This is a genomic window from Streptomyces sp. NPDC021100 (assembly GCF_044333095.1).
Taxonomy (GTDB): Bacteria; Actinomycetota; Actinomycetes; order Streptomycetales; family Streptomycetaceae; genus Streptomyces.
The window spans coordinates 367,593-383,165 of record NZ_JBIRQH010000005.1 but is presented as its reverse complement, the minus strand read 5'-3'; the positions used below and the strand labels follow the sequence as shown (position 1 = coordinate 383,165).

The window sequence follows — 15,573 nt, the reverse complement described above, 5'->3', positions numbered from 1 at the left end:
GTACCGCCATGACCGCCACCTACGAGGAACTGCTGGCCACCGCCGAGGCGCGCACCGCCCTCAACAACCACGTCAAGACCCAGCTCGTGGAGAGCCTGGGCCTGGAGATCCGCCCCGAGCTGATTGGCGACGACCAGCCCCTGTTCGGCCGCGGCCTGGAGCTGGACTCGCTCGACACGCTGGAGATCGTCGTCATGGTCGAGGAGCAGCTCGACGTCACGATCAGCGACGACGACCGCTCCGCGTTCGGCTCGATCAACCGCCTCATCGACTTCGTCGTCGCCGACCGCGGCGAGATCCCCCAGGTGGAGGCGGCGTGACCACCTCGGCCCCCACCAGCCCCCTCAGCTTCGACGCCAACGCGATCCGCGCGCTGCTGCCGCACCGCTGGCCGATGTTGCTCGTCGACCGCGCCTACGACGTCATCCCGGGCAAGTCCGGCTACGGCATCAAGAACGTCACCATCTCGGAGCCGTACTTCGCCGGCCACTACCCGGACCAGTCGATCATGCCGGGTGTCCTCATCGTCGAAGCCATGGCCCAGCTGACGGCCGTCGTCTACGCCTCCGCGTGGCTCGCGGAAAGCCAGGAGAGCGGCGAGGCCGAGGTCGCGGCCCGGGTCGGCTACCTCGGGGCGATCCGGCAGATGAAGTTCAGCCGGCTCGTCGTCCCCGGCGACCGGCTCACCATGAAGGTCGAACTCGGCCGCCCCTTCGACCGGCTGACGCCCGTCACCGTCCAGGCCAGCGTCGACGGCGAGCTGGCCGCCAAGGGCTCGCTGACCGTCAGCGAGCGCACCGCGGGGGACCCGAGTGGACTCCAGTGAGCTGCTGATCCGGCCCTACGAGGAGTCGGACGCGGCGGCGGTCGCCGAGCTCTACAACCGGTACGCCGACGTCCCCAACCCGGTGGACCGGAAGCTCGACGCGGAGCTCGTCCGCGGCGAGCTGGCCGAGCGCGGCACGCGGCTGTTCCTCGTGGTCGAGGCGGACGGCGAGATCCACGGCACCATCGGCTTCTTCCAGGGCCACGTCCGGCGGGCGTACGCCCCGGGCGAGGTGTTCGGGGACATGTTCTTCCTGAGCCCCGCCCTCCGCGGCGGCTCGGTCGCCGGCCGGATCTTCTCGCAGGCCATCCGCACCCTGCGGCTGTCCGGCGTGGAGGTCATCCGGCTCACCGCCAACCCCGGCAACAAGCTGGCCTTCCCGCTCTACCGGCAGGTCGGCTGCAGCGTCACCGGACCGGTGGAGGCCACTGAGGACGGCAACATCGAGCTGGTCAGCTACATGCCGCGGGTCATGGCCCGGCTGCGCCGCGACTACGCCCACCTCATCCCGCAGTCGCTGCAACTGAACGCCAGCTGGCGGTACATGGTCGGCGGCGGGGACCGCTCCCTCGGCAACGACGTCGAGGAGCTGGACGGGCGGCCCGTCCTGCGCACGCAGCTCGCGATCGAGGGGACGGTGTTCACCGTCCTGCTGGATCCCGAGGACGGTGAGGTGCTGCACGTCGGCACGGACGCGGAGGAGGCGCCCGCCCTGGCGCCGAAGCCCGCGGCCGCGCCGCCGGCCGTCAGCACCGTCGAGGCGGACGGCCTCCGCCTCGAACTGCACCACGGGGACGGCCGGATCGAGCTGCACGGAGCGGACCACCTCGGCCCGCTGCTGCGCGAGACCTGGCCGGTCTTCGGCCCGCCCTACGTCACGGGCTTCCGCCGCGCCCTGCGGCGGGAGGACGACCTGGCGGTCACCCCGCTCGACACCGGCTGGCTGGTCGCCGAGCGGCACCCCGAGGGCGTGCTGTACCGGGAGACCACGCTCGTCGGCGGCGTCCTGGAGAATCGTTTCCGCTGGGAGGGCGGCGAGCCGCCCGCCGGCACGCTGCGTTCGATCGTCGAGGGCGGTCTGCGCAAGGGGCTGCTGCTGACGGAGGACGGCCACGTGCCGGCCGGCCGCGGCCTGCACCCCGTCGACGCCACCGAGTTCGCCACCGCCGGTGCCGAACTCGCCCCGGACGCCCGGATCGGCTGGTGGGACGAGCGGTCCGCCACCGGCCTCGACGTCCGGCGGGGCGACGCCCGGGCCCGGCTCGTCACCGACGCGCTGCTGCTCCTGGACTTCGCCCCCGGGCACGGCCACGCGGTCGCCGTACGGACGGAGTGGCCGGGCGGCGCGCCCTTGACCGTCGACGGCCTGGAGGCGCTCGCGCCGCGCGCCCCGGAGACCGTCCCGGCCCCCGCCCCCATGGGGGGCCGGGCGGAGTGGACGGCCGGCCTGGTGGCCCGCCGTCCCGTCCACCGGGCCGCCGTCGGTGAGGACACGCTGCTGGTCAGCGCGGAGGCCGGCGGCGTCGCCGCCTGGCGCTCGGCGGGCCGGTCCGTACTGGCCACGCCGTTCCCCAAGGAACGCGTCTTCGGCAGCAACCCGCACTGGCGGGCCGGCCTCTGGGTCACCCGCCAGGGACCGCGCGAGGACGCCGACCGCGGCCTCGGCTGGGGCGCCGAAGAGGCCGAGTGGCGTTTCGACGAACCGGCGGGACGGCTGTGCGCGGCCGGCCTCGACTGGTCCGTCGAGGCCCCCGCCGCGGGCCCGGCCGACCGGCTGGACGTCGGCCTCCGGGCCGGACCGCGGGAGGACGAGAGCGAGGCCGTCGTCTGGCTGACCCCGGCCGCGCCCAAGCGGCCCGAGGTCCTGCTGCCCGGCCGGCCCGGCGACCTCTGGCTGGTCCGGAAACCCGGCGCCTGGCAGCGCTGGACCGACCGGCTCGCCCTCCGGCTCGCCGACGGCCGCTGGCTGGCCGTCACCCCGCGGGACGGGCACGGCACCGAGATCCTCCACCGCAACACCAAGGCGGGACCGCTGCTCGGCCTGGTCGCCCGGCAGCCGCGCGGCACGGCCCTCGCGGCCGGCTGGTCGCTCGCCGTCCTGCCCGACCTCGACGCCGCCGACGCGCTGCTCCGCACCGCCGCCGGCCGCTGAGACCGCCGCCCCGGGCCGAACCCCCGGGCCCGGGGCGGCCCCCGGCTTCGCACCACACCGACTTCGCACCACCCACCGAACCGACACCCGCACACCCAAGGAGACGACATGACCAGCGCCACCCCGGAGACCGTCGCCGAGCAGTACGCGCACCTGCGCACCACCGTCGGCGTCTACACCCCGGGCACCCCGGGCGCCGGCCTGGTGGCCCTCGGCGGCCTGGAGCGCGGCGAGGTCCTCTCCCGCGCCCTGGCCCGCGACAGCGAGTACGTCGAGCCGGACACCGCCCGCGAGAGCCTGATCCTCGACGAGGACGCCTCCGTCTGGGACGCCGTCACCCACATCGAGCTGGACGACACCAGCTGGCTGCTCGCCCACTCCCGCGACGGCCTGGCCGGCCTGCTGGAGAAGACCGTCGCCGACGCCGGCGTCCAGGACGTCGAGATCACCGACGCCGCCGCCGACCACGTCGCCATCGCCTTCGAGGGCCCCAAGTCCTGGCGGATCGCCGCCGACCTGCTGGACTTCGAGATCTCCAGCCTCGTGCTGCACGGCGCCACCACCGTCACCCTGCCCGGTGACGCCGGCGCTGAGGGCGTGCTCGCCCGCATCGGCACCACCGGCGAGTACGGCTACCTCCTGATCGCCCCGGCCGGCTCCGGCGCCGCCGAGTGGGTCGGCGCCCGCGCCGCCGAGCTGGACGGCGGCCCGGCCGGAGCCGAGGCCCTGCTGCGCGCCCGCACCGAGGTCCGCCACCCGCAGATCCCCGCCCAGTCCGAGGGCCTGACGGTCCGCGAGGCCGGCCTGGAGTGGCTGGTCAGCTGGGGCCGCGAGGACGAGTTCCGCGGTGGCGAGGCCCTGGCCGCCGCCGAGGAGGCCGGCCGCGGCTTGATCACCGTCCTCGCCGAGGCCGGCCAGGCGCCCGCCGCGGGCAGCCCGGTCGAGGCCGGCGGCCGCGCCGTGGGTACCGTCCACCTGGTCGCCCCGCTCGCCGGCACCGACCAGGAGATCGCCCTGGCGCTGCTCGACAAGCCCTTCGACGTCCCCGGCCTGGAGCTCACCGGCCGCACCGCCGACGGCGCCGCCGTCACGCTGCGCACCGCCGCCTCCCCCGTCGTCATCCCGCAGTCCTGGAACGAGCGGCTCGGAGCCTGACCATGCGCATCGTCATCACCGGCCTGGGCATGATCTCGGCCGTCGGCTCCACCGCCGACGAGTGCTGGACCGCCATCCGGGCCGCCCGCAGCGGCATCGGCACGGTCACCGAGGTCGACACCACGGGCCTGATCACCACCCAGGGCGGGCAGTCCCCGGTCAAGGACGTCCCCGGCGTCGACCGCTGCCTGACCCTGGCCGTCACCGCCGCCACCGAGGCCGTCGAGCACGGCCGCCTCGCCGAGGCCGGCTACGACCCCGAGCGGGTCGGCGTCGTCATCGGCAGCAGCCTCGGCACCAGCCGCAGCGTCGGCACGTTCCACCAGCAGTGGATCCGCGAAGGCCTGCGCAAGGCCGACGTCCGGCTGCTCAAGGGCTACGCCCTGCACAGCGTCGCCGACGCCGTCGCCGAGAAGCTGAGCCTGTCCGGCCCCCGCTCGCTGCTCTCCAACGCCTGCGCCGCCGGCGCCGTGGCCATCGGCTACGCGCTGGAGCTCATGTGGAGCGGCGAGGCCGACGCCGTGCTCGTGGGCGGCGTCGACCCGCTGGCCGAGCTGTCCTTCAACGGCTTCAACTCGCTGGGCGCGCTGGACTCCGGCGGCTGCTCCCCGTACACCCGCTCCGAGGGCCTCAACCTCGGCGAGGGCGCGGGCTTCCTGTTGCTGGAGAAGGCGGACGCCGCCGCGGCCCGCGGCATGACCGCCATCGCCGAGGTGGCCGGCTACGGCCTCTCCGCCGACGCCTACCACCAGACCGCGCCGGACCCCGGCGGCGAGGGCGCTCAGCGCGCCATGGCCGCCGCCCTGCACAGCGCCGGGCACACCGTCGAGGACGTCGACTACATCAACGGCCACGGCACCGGCACCCCGACCAACGACAAGGTCGAGCCCAAGGCGATCAAGACGCTCTTCAAGACGCCGCCGCCGGTCAGCTCCACCAAGTCGATGATCGGCCACACCCTGGGCGCGGCCGGCGCGGTCGAGGCCGTGGTCTGCGCCCTGGCTGTACGCGACGGCGTGCTGCCGCCCACCGCCAACACCGGCGGCGCCGAGGCGCCCAGCGGCCTCGACATCGTCCCGGAGGCCGCGCGGGAGCAGGACGTCGACGTCGTCGTCTCCAACTCCTTCGCCTTCGGCGGCAACAACGCCGCCCTGGTGATCCGGCACCCCGAGCGCGTCACCACCGAGCCGCCCGCCGCCGCCGCGGCCGCCGCGGGACGGGACGTCGTCATCACCGGCATCGCGGGCATCGCGGGCACGGCCACCGGCAACGACGAGCTGTTCGCGGCGCTCGCCGAGGGCACCCCCGTCTACCAGGGCGAGGTCGACGTCGACGGCTACGGCACCCGCCGGGCCGGCACGGTCGACTTCAAGGCCATCGCCGCCGGCATCAACCCGGCCGTGCTCCGCCGGATGGACCCCACCAGCCGGCTGGCCGCGGCCGTCGTCGCCGAGCTGCACCGGGCGTACGGCAAGCCCAGCCGCCAGGAGGCCGCCCAGACCGGGCTGATCTTCGCCACCGGCCTGGCCCCGATCACCCCGGTCCAGGAGTTCGACAGCGGTGTCGTGCTCGCCGGCGGTCCCGCCGGCGCCAACCCGAAGTTCTTCCCGAACACCGTGGTGAACGCCGCCGCCGGGCACGTCGCCATCCTGCACCGGTTCAAGGGCATCACCGCCACCGTCTGCAGCGGCGGCACCAGCGCCCTGAGCGCCCTGCACTACGCCTACCGGCTGATCGCCCGCGGCGCCGCCGAGCGCATCGTCGTGGTCGTCGCGGACGAGTGCCCCGACGCCCTGGTCGCCGGACACGTCAAGGTCCCCGGCTTCCTGGGCAGTTCGGACGTCCGTCCGTTCGCGGGCGGCGGCACGGTGCTGTCCGCCGGCGCGGTCGCCATCGCCCTGGAGTCCACCGACGCCGCCAAGGCGTCCGGCCGCCCGGTCCTGGGCCGGATCGCCGGCTTCGGGCTCACCGGCGACGACAGCGGCATCGCCGGCCTCCGTCCGGACGGCGCCGCCTGGGCCCGCTCGATGACCGAGGCGGTCCGCGCCGCGGGCCTCACCCCCGAGGACATCGGCCTGGTCGCCTCGGCGGCCATGGGCCGCGAGGCCGTCGACGACGCCGAGATCGCCGCGCTCCGCGCCGGCGGCCTGGCGGAACGTCCCGTCACCGCGACCAAGTCGGTGTTCGGCGAGACCTACGGCTCCGCCCCGGGCCTGGCCCTCGCCGCCGCGCTGCGCGCGATGGCCGACGGGGTGCTACCGGGCACGGCGGGCGTCCCGGACGCGCCGGGCGGCCTGCCCGGCCTGGTCACACGCGGCGGGCGGCAGGGCAGTGTCGACCACGCCCTGATCTCCAGCTTCGCCTACGGCGGCAGCTACGTGTCGCTGGTCGTCTCGAAGGGGGACACCCGATGACCGCCACCGTGACGGCCCCGGCGGCCGGCGTCCGGACGGACGACGTCCTCACCGCCACCGGCCTCGTCAAGAAGTTCGGCGACCGCGCCGTGGTGGACGGGGTGTCGCTCCACGTCGGCAAGGGCGAGATCCTCGGCTTCCTCGGCCCCAACGGCGCCGGCAAGTCGACGACCATCGCCATGCTGACCGGCGCCCTCAAGCCCGACGCCGGCACCGTCCTGGTGGACGGCGCCGACTTCGAGGCCGGCCCGATGCGGGCCAAGGCCCTCATCGGCGTCGTCCCGCAGGAGATCGCGCTCTACCCGACGCTCAGCGCGCGGCAGAACCTGACCTTCTTCGCGGGCGCCTACAAGCTCTCCCGCGCCGAGCGCCGCGAGCGGATCGACTGGGCGCTCGACGTGGTCGGGCTCACCGACCGCGCCGGCGACAAGGTCGCGTCCTACTCCGGCGGCATGCAGCGCCGCGTGAACATCGCGGCCGCCCTGCTGCACATGCCTCGGCTGCTCTTCCTGGACGAGCCCACCGTGGGCGTCGACGCGCAGAGCCGCAACCAGATCTTCGAGACGGTGCTGCGGCTGCGCGCCGAGTTCGGCATGTCGGTGGTCTACACGAGCCACTACATGCCCGAGGTCGAGCAGCTCTGCGACCGCATCGTCATCGTCGACCACGGCACGGTCCTCGCCGAGGGCACCCAGGAGGAGCTGCTCCGCCCGCTCGGCGCCGGCCTGCTCGAATGGGCGCCCACCCGCGAGGAACTGGACCGCCTCCAGGGCGGCATGGTCTGGCTGGAGAAGCGGTTCGCGGACCACGGGCAGATCACCGTGGCCGCGGCCGGGGACGGCACGCCCGTCCTCCGGATCCGGGTCAAGGACATGCCGGCCACCCTGCGCGAGGTCTCCGACATCGCGGCCGGGACCGGCCTGGGCCTGGGCGGCATCCGGCTCGGCCGACCCGACCTCGAATCCCTCTTCCTCGACCTGACCGGCCGCCAGATCAGGGACGGTGCCTGATGTTTGCAATGATCCGAAAGGAGCTGCTGGTCCTGCTCCGGGACCGCGCCTCCCTGATCACCCTGTTCGTCTCGCCGATGCTCTTCATCACCGTGATGAGCCTCGCCCTGTCGAACTCCTTCGACACGCTCGGCTCCGCGCCGAAGATGAACATCTCGATCGTCGACCAGGACGGCGGCACCGCGGCCAAGAACGTCGTCAAGGCGCTCGGCAGCAGTGACGAACTGAAGGTCACCACGGGCCTGTCCGGCGACGCCGCGGACAAGCGGGTGCGCTCCGGCAAGGACTCGTTCGCCGTGGTCATCCCGGCCGGATTCGAGAAGGAGGTGGAGAGCGGCCGCAAGCCGCACTTCTCCTTCGTGGTGGACCCCTCGTCCTCCCGCCAGGCCGTCGACCCGCTCCAGGCCGCCATCCGCAGCGCGGTGCTGACCGTCACCTCCAGCACCCGCACGGCGGTCTCGCTGGAGAAGCAGCGCGCCGCCGAGCACGACCCGGTGCGCAAGGCGCAGCTGAAGAAGCAGATCGACAAGATCGACGAGACGTGGAGCGGGGTGACGTCGACCAGCACCTTCCCCAAGGGCATGTCCGGCGTGAAGTACCCCTCGGTGTACCAGCAGAACGTCCCCGGCTACACCGTGATGTACGTCTTCTTCATCGTCACCGTCATGGCGGGCTCGATCATGGTCGAGCGCCGCGAGGGCACCTTCCGGCGGCTGCTGTCCGCGCCCGTGCCGCGCTGGCAGCTGCTGCTCGGCAAGGTGGTGCCCTACCTGATGGTCGCGGTGGCGCAGGTGGGCGTGCTGATGGCCTTCGGCAAGGTCGTCTTCGGGATGGACCTCGGCGTGCACCCGGTCGCCCTGGTGCCGATCACCGTGGCGCTGGGCTGCTGCGCGGTGGCGCTCGGCCTGCTGCTCGCCTCGTTCGCCAAGAGCGAGTCGCAGGTCAACGGCATGGGCACGATCGTCATCCTGGTGCTGGCCGCACTCGGCGGCTGCATGGTGCCCGGTGTCTTCATGCCGGAATTCATGCGGAACATCGCCGAGTTCACCCCGCACGGCAAGGCGCTCAACGCCTTCCAGGAGGTCATGGTCAAGGGTGCGGACCTCCAGACGGTGCTGCCGGCCAGCGGCTTCCTGTTCGGCCTGGCCGCGCTGTTCTTCGTCCTGGCCGTGCCGCGGTTCCGGTTCGTCAAGTGAACGCCGCCGAGGAGCGGACCGGGACGCTGTACGTCCGCCTCACCGCCGCCCCTCGGCTCCCGCGCGACACCTTCGGCCGCCGCTCCAGCCCGCCAGGGAGGGTGCTGCTCCGGGCGGCGGCCGAGGCGGCGGCCGGACTCCACGGGCCTGAGGGGCCTTCGGGACCCTCAGGGCCGCACGGGCCGCCGGAGCGGCTGCCGGACGGCCGCTGGCACTGGCCGGACTCCGGCTGGCGCGGCTCCGTCTCGCACACCGGGGCCCTGGGCCTGGTGGCCCTCGCCCGGGGCACCTGGGTCGGGGCGGACGTCCAGGAGCACCGCGAACGTCCGGCCGCCCTGCGCTGGCTGGCCCGCGTCCTGGGCCGGCCGCCCGGGTCGGCCGCCACGCTCCGCGAGTGGGCCGAGGTCGAGGCCCTGCTCAAAGCCAGGGGCACGGCGGGCATCCGGCCGGAGCGGCTGGAGCCGCTGCCCGGCTGGCGGCCCGGCTGGCGGGACGCCGGTGACGGCTGGTGGCTGTGGAGCGGCACGCTGGAGGGCACCGGTCCCCTCTACCGCTCGCGCCCCTCACACCCCTCCTACCCCGAGACGTACGTCGCGTTGGCGGCGCGGGCCCCGCTGGACGTTCGCTCGCTGCCGCCGGGCGGGCCGGGGGAGCACCCGCTCTTCCCGGAGGACGTCACCGAGCACCCCGCCCCCGAAAGCCCCACCAGAACGAAAGGAACGCAGCGATGACCGCCGTCAGCCGCGCACGCCGCGCCGACGCCGGCTACAGCCGGCCGATCTCGCCCACCGAACGCGGGTACCTCGCAGGCGCGCTGGTGACGCCCCCGATGGCCATCCAGATCTTCGTCGAGGGCCGGGGCCGCGTCACCGCCGACGAGCTGCGGCGTGCCGTCGACGCGGCGTCGGCCGCCTGCCCCGGCGCCCGCCTCGTCAAGCGGGGCAACCGCTGGGCGGACAGCGGGATCACCCCGCCCGTCATCGAAACGGACGGCACCGCACTCGACCGCCGGACCTTCGACACGGCCGGCAGCGAGGTGTTGCGCCGTCCGTTCAGCCCGGTCAAGGGCCCCAACTGCGAGGTGCTCCTGCTCTCTGGCGAGCCCGCCACGATCGTCTTCCGCGCCTTCCACGCCGTCATGGACGGCAAGGGCGTGATGACCTGGGCGCAGGAGGTCTTCCGCGCCCTGCGCGGCGAGGAGCCGCAGGGCGCGCCCTCGGTGGAGACCGAGACGAGTGTCGTCAAGCGCTTCGGCACCGGCGCCCCCGCGCCGGGCCCGGCCCCCGCGTGCCCCAGCCCCTTCGACCGGCTGCCGGCTGGACCGGACGCCGAGGCCGCCTCCGACGTGCCCTGGCTGTGGCGCCGGAGGACCGTCGAGGGTAACCACAACGCCGTGGTGGCCAGGACCGCCGCCGCGATGTGCGCGCTCCTGCCGGAGGAGGACTGCCGCTTCATGGTGCCGGTCAACATCCGCCGCCACGACCCGTCGATCGCGTCCACGGCCAACCTCAGCCTGCCGCTGTTCGTCGACGTCCCGGCCGGTGCGGACCGGGCGCAGGTCCAGGGGCGCCTGCTGCGGGCCATGTTCGAGCGGCAGGAGCTGTCGTCGATCGGCGCGTTCCCCGTCACCTCGTCCGGGATGGCGCCCACCCTGGGTGCGGCCCGGGCGACCCGGGAGCACCGCGAGACGTACCCCTGCACGCTGGTCGTCTCCGACCTCGGCAAGGTCGACGTGGCCGCGCTCTCCGGCGGCGGCTTCACCGCCGCGACCGCGTACTCGCTGCCCATGCACGTGCCGTACGCCCCGGCCTTCCTCACCGTCTACCAGCCGCCGGGCCGCACCGAGATCGGCCTCTCGTGCCGCAACGAACCCGGCATGGCGGCCAGGGCGGACGCCCTGCTCGACCTGATCGAAGAAGAACTGACCGGTCTGCCGGCCCGGACCGGCTGACGAAGGAGTGACCACCATGGGGGACAACGGGCACCGCCCCGGGGAGCAGTGGGACGCGGTCGTCGTCGGCAGCGGCTTCGGCGGCCTGGTCTGCGCCGGCTACCTGGCGGCCTGCGGGCGCCGGGTGCTCGTGCTGGAGCAGCACGACGTGGCGGGCGGCAACGCCCACGCGTTCCGGCGCCGCCGCGCCTACGAGTTCGACGTCGGCCTGCACTACGTCGGCGACTGCGGGCCCGGCGGCATCCTGCCCGCCATCCTCTCCGGCCTCGGCCTCGCCGGCCGCGTGGCCTTCCGCGCCCTGGACGCGGACGGCTTCGACGAACTCGCCCTGCCCGGCCTCGGCGTCCGCGTCCCCGTCGGCTGGGACCGCTACCGGGACCGGCTGAAGAGCGCCCTGCCCGAGGACGCCGAGGCCATCGACGCGTTCGCCGCGATCTGCGAGGCCATCGGCAAGGAGAAGCACGAGGCGCTCCTCGCCGACATGGACCTCGACGATCCGCGGATGCTCAAGCTGATGCCGCTGACGGGCCGTTGGGGACGCCGTACGCTCCACGACCTGTTCGACCACTGCGGCCTGTCACCGCGGGCCCGTACGGTGCTGGCCGCCCAGTCGGCCAACTACGGCTCGCCGCCCAGCACCACCTCCGTCTTCACCCACGTCTCGGTGCTCGACCACTACCTGCGCGGCGCCTACTATCCGGTGGGCGGCGCCCAGGGGCTGGTGGCGGCGCTCGTCGAGGCGCTGGAGGCGCGCGGCGGCGAACTGCGCACCCGCAGCGGGGTGGAGCGCATCCTGATCGAACGCGGCACCGCGCGCGGCGTCCGGCTCGCGGACGGTACGGAGATCGAGGCGCCCCTGGTCGTCTCGAACGCCGACTACCCGCGCACCATCCTGGAGCTGGCCGGCGCCGAGCACTTCCCGCCCGCCCTGGTCAAGCGCACCCGGAACGCGACCATGCGGCTGCCGGTCGCGGTGCTGTACGCGGGCCTCGACCGCGACTTCTCCGACCGCCCCAACGCCAACCTGTGGTGGCACAACGGTTGGGACGTCGAGGCCGCCTACCGCGAGGTCGCCGAGGGCTGCCCGTCCGGCGAACTCCCCTTCGCCTTCCTGTCCTTCGCCTCCCTGAAGGACCCCGAGTCGCCCCACGTCTGCCCGCCCGGGCACACCAACCTCCAGGTCATGGCGCCCCTGGCGCTGCGCTACGGTGGTCCGGAGCAGGGCGGCTACCGGCGCGACCCCGCCTACGCGGCGGAGAAGGAACGCGTCACCGAGCTGCTGCTCACCGCCGCCGAACGGGCGCTCGGCCCGATCCGCGACAGCGCCGTCCACCTGGAGACGGCCACCGCGCTGACCCACCAGCGGTACATCTCCTCGACCGGCGGCACCCCGTACGGGCTCGCCACCTGGGGGCCGTTCGGCATGCGGCCGGAGGCCCGGACCAGCGTCAAGGGCCTGTACGTGGTCGGCCAGAGCAGCCGCTACGGCAGCGGCATCGCGGGCGTGGCGATCAGCGGCATCCTGTGCGCGGCCCGGGTGACCGGCCGCCGGCTGCTCGCCGAGACCCACGCGGGCGCGGTGCTCACCGACCCCGCCCTGCTGCCCGAGCGGCCCGCCGACTGGGACCCGATGGCGGTGTCCCGCGGCGCCGCCCGCCGGGACCGCTCCGTCGCCCGCGCGGGACGGGCGGCCCGTGGCCCCGCCGACTCCCGTACCTCCATCGACTCCCGCGCTTCCACCAACTCCCGTACTTCCGCCGACTCCCAGACCAACCGCCCGGCCACCGTGGGGGACCAGCCGACATGAGCAACACACCCGTCTACGAACTCCTGGCCCGGGCGGCCGGGGAGCACCCCGACCGCCCGGCCGTCCGCGACGCCGCCGGCCGCTGGAGCTACGCCCAGCTCGCCGCGCACAGCCGCCGCACCGCCGCCTGGCTCGCCGGGCGCGGCGTGGGCCACGGCGACCGCGTCATGGTGCGCCTGGCGAGCGGCCGCGAGTACCTGGCGCTGCTGTACGGCACGGTGGCGCTGGGCGCCGTCCTCGTCCCGGTCAACCCCGCGATGAAGGACTTCCAGCTCCGCGGCGTCATCGAGGACTCCGAGCCCGAACTGATCGTCACCGACCCCGCCCACGCCGAGGCGGTCCGGGCCCTCACCTCCCGGCCCGTGCTCGGCCTCGACGAGGCGTGGGCGGAGATCGCCGGCCAGGAGCCGGCCCCCGTCACCACCACGGCCATCTCCCGTGACGTGGCGCTCCTGATGTACACCTCCGGCACCACCTCCCGCCCGAAGGCCGTCGTCTCCGAGCACGCCCAGGTGACGGCCGCGACCCGGGCCGTCGCCGCCCGGCTGCGCTACCGCGCCGACGACGTGGTGTACTGCCGGCTGCCGCTCTCCTTCGACTACGGTCTCTACCAGGTCTTCCTCGCCGCCCTTGCCGGTGCCGAACTCGTCGTGCCGGGCGAGGTCCCGGACGTGATGCTGCTGCGCGGCGTCCGCGAGACCGGGGCGACCGTCGTCCCCCTCGTCCCGTCCCTGGCCGAGATGCTCGTCCGGCTGGCCGAGCGCGACCCGGAGCCCACGGCCGTCCGGCTGTTCACCAACACCGGCGCCGCCCTGCCGCCGCCCTCGGTGGCGGCGCTCCGCGCGGCCTTCCCGGGCGCCGCGGTGTCGCTGATGTACGGGATCACCGAGTGCAAGCGCGTCTCCGTCCTGGAGCCCGACGAGGACCTGGCCCGCCCCGGCTCGGTCGGCCGCCCGCTGCCGGACACCCAGGTGCTGGTGGTGGACGACGGGGGACGGCCGCTGCCGCCCGGCGAGACCGGCGAGTTCGTCGTCCGGGGACCGCACGTGATGTCCGGCTACTGGCGGGCCCCCGAGCAGACGGCCCAGCGCTTCCGGCGCTGCGCACGGACCGGCGAGGTCCGGCTGTTCACCGGCGACTACGGCCGGCAGGACGCCGACGGCCACCTCTACTTCTCCGGCCGGCGCGACGACATCTTCAAGCGCCTCGGCATGCGGGTGAGCACCCTGGAGATCGAGGCCGCCGCGCTGGACGTCCCGGGCGTGCGGGAGGCCGTGGCCCTCGCGCCCGACGGCACCCGGGACCTCACCCTCTTCGTCGTCGGAGAGCCGGAACCGGCTTTCGTGCGACGTGAGTTGCGCACTCGCCTGGAGGCCGCCAAGGTCCCGGCCGCGGTGCTGGCCGTGCCCGCCATCCCGCTCACGGGGAACGGCAAGCCGGACCGGAAGGCCCTCGCCGCGAGCCTCGCCTGACCGGCCGCGGACAACACAGCAAGCAGACACGACAGGAGCCGTACATGAGCACCCAGTGGGACGACCGTTTCGAGCAGGTCCTCCGCCGCAACCTTCCCGACCTCCCGGCCGGGGACGCCCTCCTGCCCGAGGCCAACCTGATGGACCTCGGCCTGGACTCCATGGGCATGATCAGCCTGCTGATGGACCTGGAGACCGAGTACGGGGTCCGCATCCCGGAGTCCGAGCTGACCTTCGAGGCGTTCGCCTCGGTCGCCGGCCTGTGGGCCGTCGTCGGCGCCGTCACCTCGGCCGCGTAGGGGAGCCCGCATGACGACGACCACCCCGCCGCGCGCGGGCGAGCGGCACCTCGCCCGGATGGCCCGCGGCGCCGAGGGCATCAAGCCCTCGGAGATCCCTACCCTCTTCGCCGTGCGCGGCCGCGCCGACGTGGTGTCGCTCGCCGGCGGCATGCCCAACCTGGAGGGACTTCCGCAGCGGGCCATCGCCGACGAGACCGCCGGCCTGGTCTCCCTCGGCGGCAAGGTCGTGCTCCAGTACGGCTCCGCCCAGGGCCTGCCCAAGCTGCGCGAGCAGATCTGCGAGGTGATGGCCCTGGAGGGCATCACCGCCGACCCGGACGACGTCGTCGTCACCGTCGGCTCGCAGATGGCCCTGGACATGGTCACCCGCATCTTCTGCGACCCGGGCGACCTCGTCCTCACCGAGGCCCCCAGCTACATCGGCGCCCTCGGTGTCTTCGCCTCGTACCGGGCGGACGTCGTCCAGGTGCCGGTCGACGACCGGGGGCTGGTCCCGGACGAACTGCGCGCGGCGCTCCAAGCGGCCGAACGCGCCGGGCGGCGGCCCAAGTTCCTCTACACCGTGCCGAACTTCCACAACCCCGCGGGCGTCACCCTCGCCGTCGAGCGCCGCGCCGAGGTGCTGGCGATCTGCGCGGAGCACGACGTCCTCGTCGTCGAGGACAACCCGTACGGCATGCTCGCGCTCGACGGACGGACGTTCCCGGCGCTCCGCTCGCTCGACGCCGAGAACGTCGTCTACCTGGGCTCGTTCTCCAAGACCATCGCCCCCGGCCTGCGCATCGGCTGGGTCACCGCCCCGGCCGCCGTCCGGGAGAAGCTGGTGCAGGCCGCGGAGTCCACGACCCTCTGCCCGCCCGCCTTCACCCAGGCCGTGCTCTCCCGCTACCTGGCCCGGCACGACTGGCGGGCGCAGATCGAGACCTACCGGGACAGCTACCGCGTCCGCCGCGACGCCATGCTCGACGCGCTCGCCGAGCACCTGCCGGAGGGCAGCCGCTGGACCCGGCCCGAAGGCGGCTTCTTCGTCTGGGTCACCGTCCCGGACGGCGTCGACACGGACGCGCTGATGCCCTACGCCGAGCGGCACAAGGTCGCGTACGTCCCCGGCAGCGCCTTCTACGCGGAGGGGAGCGGACGCGGCCGGAGCGAACTGCGGCTCTCCTTCAGCTACCCCACACCGGAACGCATCGCGGAAGGGGTCCGTCGACTGGGCCTCGCGATCACCGAGTACCGGACCCGGTAAACAGCCGGTCCCTCGGCCGAACGACCATTTCACAACCCCAGG

13 protein-coding genes are annotated in these 15,573 nt (G+C 74.2%); all 13 read left to right on the top strand.

Annotation, left to right across the window (positions count from 1 at the left end):
• The first annotated feature begins 8 nt into the window (after positions 1-8).
• The 13 genes from ACH4PU_RS13795 to ACH4PU_RS13735 all read left to right on the top strand — a co-directional run bounded on the left by ACH4PU_RS13795 (position 9) and on the right by ACH4PU_RS13735 (position 15,531).
• On the top strand, positions 9-320 hold the full coding sequence (locus ACH4PU_RS13795) for a phosphopantetheine-binding protein (protein ID WP_223767867.1): 312 nt from the start codon (positions 9-11) through the stop codon (positions 318-320).
• The gene (gene fabZ, locus ACH4PU_RS13790) at positions 317-826 is read left to right on the top strand and encodes a 3-hydroxyacyl-ACP dehydratase FabZ (protein ID WP_398270852.1); all 510 of its coding nucleotides are present in this window, start codon (positions 317-319) and stop codon (positions 824-826) included. Before ACH4PU_RS13795 ends, fabZ begins: the two co-directional genes overlap by 4 nt.
• A complete protein-coding gene (locus ACH4PU_RS13785; RefSeq protein WP_398270848.1) occupies positions 813-2,978 on the top strand; it encodes a GNAT family N-acetyltransferase in 2,166 nt (721 codons plus the stop codon). The genes fabZ and ACH4PU_RS13785 overlap by 14 nt, the downstream gene beginning before the upstream one ends.
• Before the next feature lie 108 nt (positions 2,979-3,086).
• Positions 3,087-4,133 carry an aminomethyl transferase family protein gene (locus ACH4PU_RS13780; RefSeq protein ID WP_398270845.1) on the top strand — a complete coding sequence of 349 codons (1,047 nt, stop codon included), beginning with the start codon at positions 3,087-3,089 and terminating at the stop codon, positions 4,131-4,133.
• Positions 4,134-4,135: 2 nt separating this feature from the next.
• On the top strand, positions 4,136-6,547 hold the full coding sequence (locus ACH4PU_RS13775; protein ID WP_398270842.1) for a beta-ketoacyl synthase N-terminal-like domain-containing protein: 2,412 nt from the start codon (positions 4,136-4,138) through the stop codon (positions 6,545-6,547).
• Complete coding sequence (locus tag ACH4PU_RS13770) at positions 6,544-7,557, top strand: ABC transporter ATP-binding protein (protein ID WP_398270839.1); 1,014 nt, start codon at positions 6,544-6,546, stop codon at positions 7,555-7,557. Before ACH4PU_RS13775 ends, ACH4PU_RS13770 begins: the two co-directional genes overlap by 4 nt.
• A gap of 8 nt (positions 7,558-7,565) precedes the next feature.
• A complete protein-coding gene (locus ACH4PU_RS13765) occupies positions 7,566-8,753 on the top strand; it encodes an ABC transporter permease (RefSeq protein WP_398270836.1) in 1,188 nt (395 codons plus the stop codon).
• Positions 8,750-9,484, top strand: coding sequence for a hypothetical protein (locus ACH4PU_RS13760; protein ID WP_398270832.1), 735 nt, complete (start codon positions 8,750-8,752; stop codon positions 9,482-9,484). Before ACH4PU_RS13765 ends, ACH4PU_RS13760 begins: the two co-directional genes overlap by 4 nt.
• The gene (locus ACH4PU_RS13755) at positions 9,481-10,704 is read left to right on the top strand and encodes a hypothetical protein (RefSeq protein ID WP_398270829.1); all 1,224 of its coding nucleotides are present in this window, start codon (positions 9,481-9,483) and stop codon (positions 10,702-10,704) included. The genes ACH4PU_RS13760 and ACH4PU_RS13755 overlap by 4 nt, the downstream gene beginning before the upstream one ends.
• Before the next feature lie 16 nt (positions 10,705-10,720).
• A complete protein-coding gene (locus ACH4PU_RS13750) occupies positions 10,721-12,511 on the top strand; it encodes a phytoene desaturase family protein (protein WP_398270826.1) in 1,791 nt (596 codons plus the stop codon).
• The gene (locus ACH4PU_RS13745) at positions 12,508-13,983 is read left to right on the top strand and encodes a class I adenylate-forming enzyme family protein (protein WP_398270823.1); all 1,476 of its coding nucleotides are present in this window, start codon (positions 12,508-12,510) and stop codon (positions 13,981-13,983) included. Before ACH4PU_RS13750 ends, ACH4PU_RS13745 begins: the two co-directional genes overlap by 4 nt.
• A 44-nt stretch (positions 13,984-14,027) precedes the next feature.
• A complete protein-coding gene (locus ACH4PU_RS13740) occupies positions 14,028-14,282 on the top strand; it encodes an acyl carrier protein (RefSeq protein ID WP_398270820.1) in 255 nt (84 codons plus the stop codon).
• A gap of 10 nt (positions 14,283-14,292) precedes the next feature.
• Positions 14,293-15,531 (top strand): PLP-dependent aminotransferase family protein, encoded by a 1,239-nt coding sequence (locus ACH4PU_RS13735; RefSeq protein ID WP_398270817.1) that lies wholly within the window; start codon positions 14,293-14,295, stop codon positions 15,529-15,531.
• Positions 15,532-15,573: the final 42 nt, after the last annotated feature.

Excerpts from the sequence above, each read along its gene's own strand:
- ACH4PU_RS13795 (WP_223767867.1), top strand. The coding sequence starts at position 9 with ATGACCGCCACCTACGAGGAACTGCTGGCCACCGCCGAGGCGCGCACC.
- ACH4PU_RS13780 (WP_398270845.1), top strand. The coding sequence starts at position 3,087 with ATGACCAGCGCCACCCCGGAGACCGTCGCCGAGCAGTACGCGCACCTG.
- ACH4PU_RS13775 (WP_398270842.1), top strand. The coding sequence starts at position 4,136 with ATGCGCATCGTCATCACCGGCCTGGGCATGATCTCGGCCGTCGGCTCC.
- ACH4PU_RS13770 (WP_398270839.1), top strand. The coding sequence starts at position 6,544 with ATGACCGCCACCGTGACGGCCCCGGCGGCCGGCGTCCGGACGGACGAC.
- ACH4PU_RS13765 (WP_398270836.1), top strand. The coding sequence starts at position 7,566 with ATGATCCGAAAGGAGCTGCTGGTCCTGCTCCGGGACCGCGCCTCCCTG.
- ACH4PU_RS13755 (WP_398270829.1), top strand. The coding sequence starts at position 9,481 with ATGACCGCCGTCAGCCGCGCACGCCGCGCCGACGCCGGCTACAGCCGG.
- ACH4PU_RS13750 (WP_398270826.1), top strand. The coding sequence starts at position 10,721 with ATGGGGGACAACGGGCACCGCCCCGGGGAGCAGTGGGACGCGGTCGTC.
- ACH4PU_RS13745 (WP_398270823.1), top strand. The coding sequence starts at position 12,508 with ATGAGCAACACACCCGTCTACGAACTCCTGGCCCGGGCGGCCGGGGAG.
- ACH4PU_RS13740 (WP_398270820.1), top strand. The coding sequence starts at position 14,028 with ATGAGCACCCAGTGGGACGACCGTTTCGAGCAGGTCCTCCGCCGCAAC.
- ACH4PU_RS13735 (WP_398270817.1), top strand. The coding sequence starts at position 14,293 with ATGACGACGACCACCCCGCCGCGCGCGGGCGAGCGGCACCTCGCCCGG.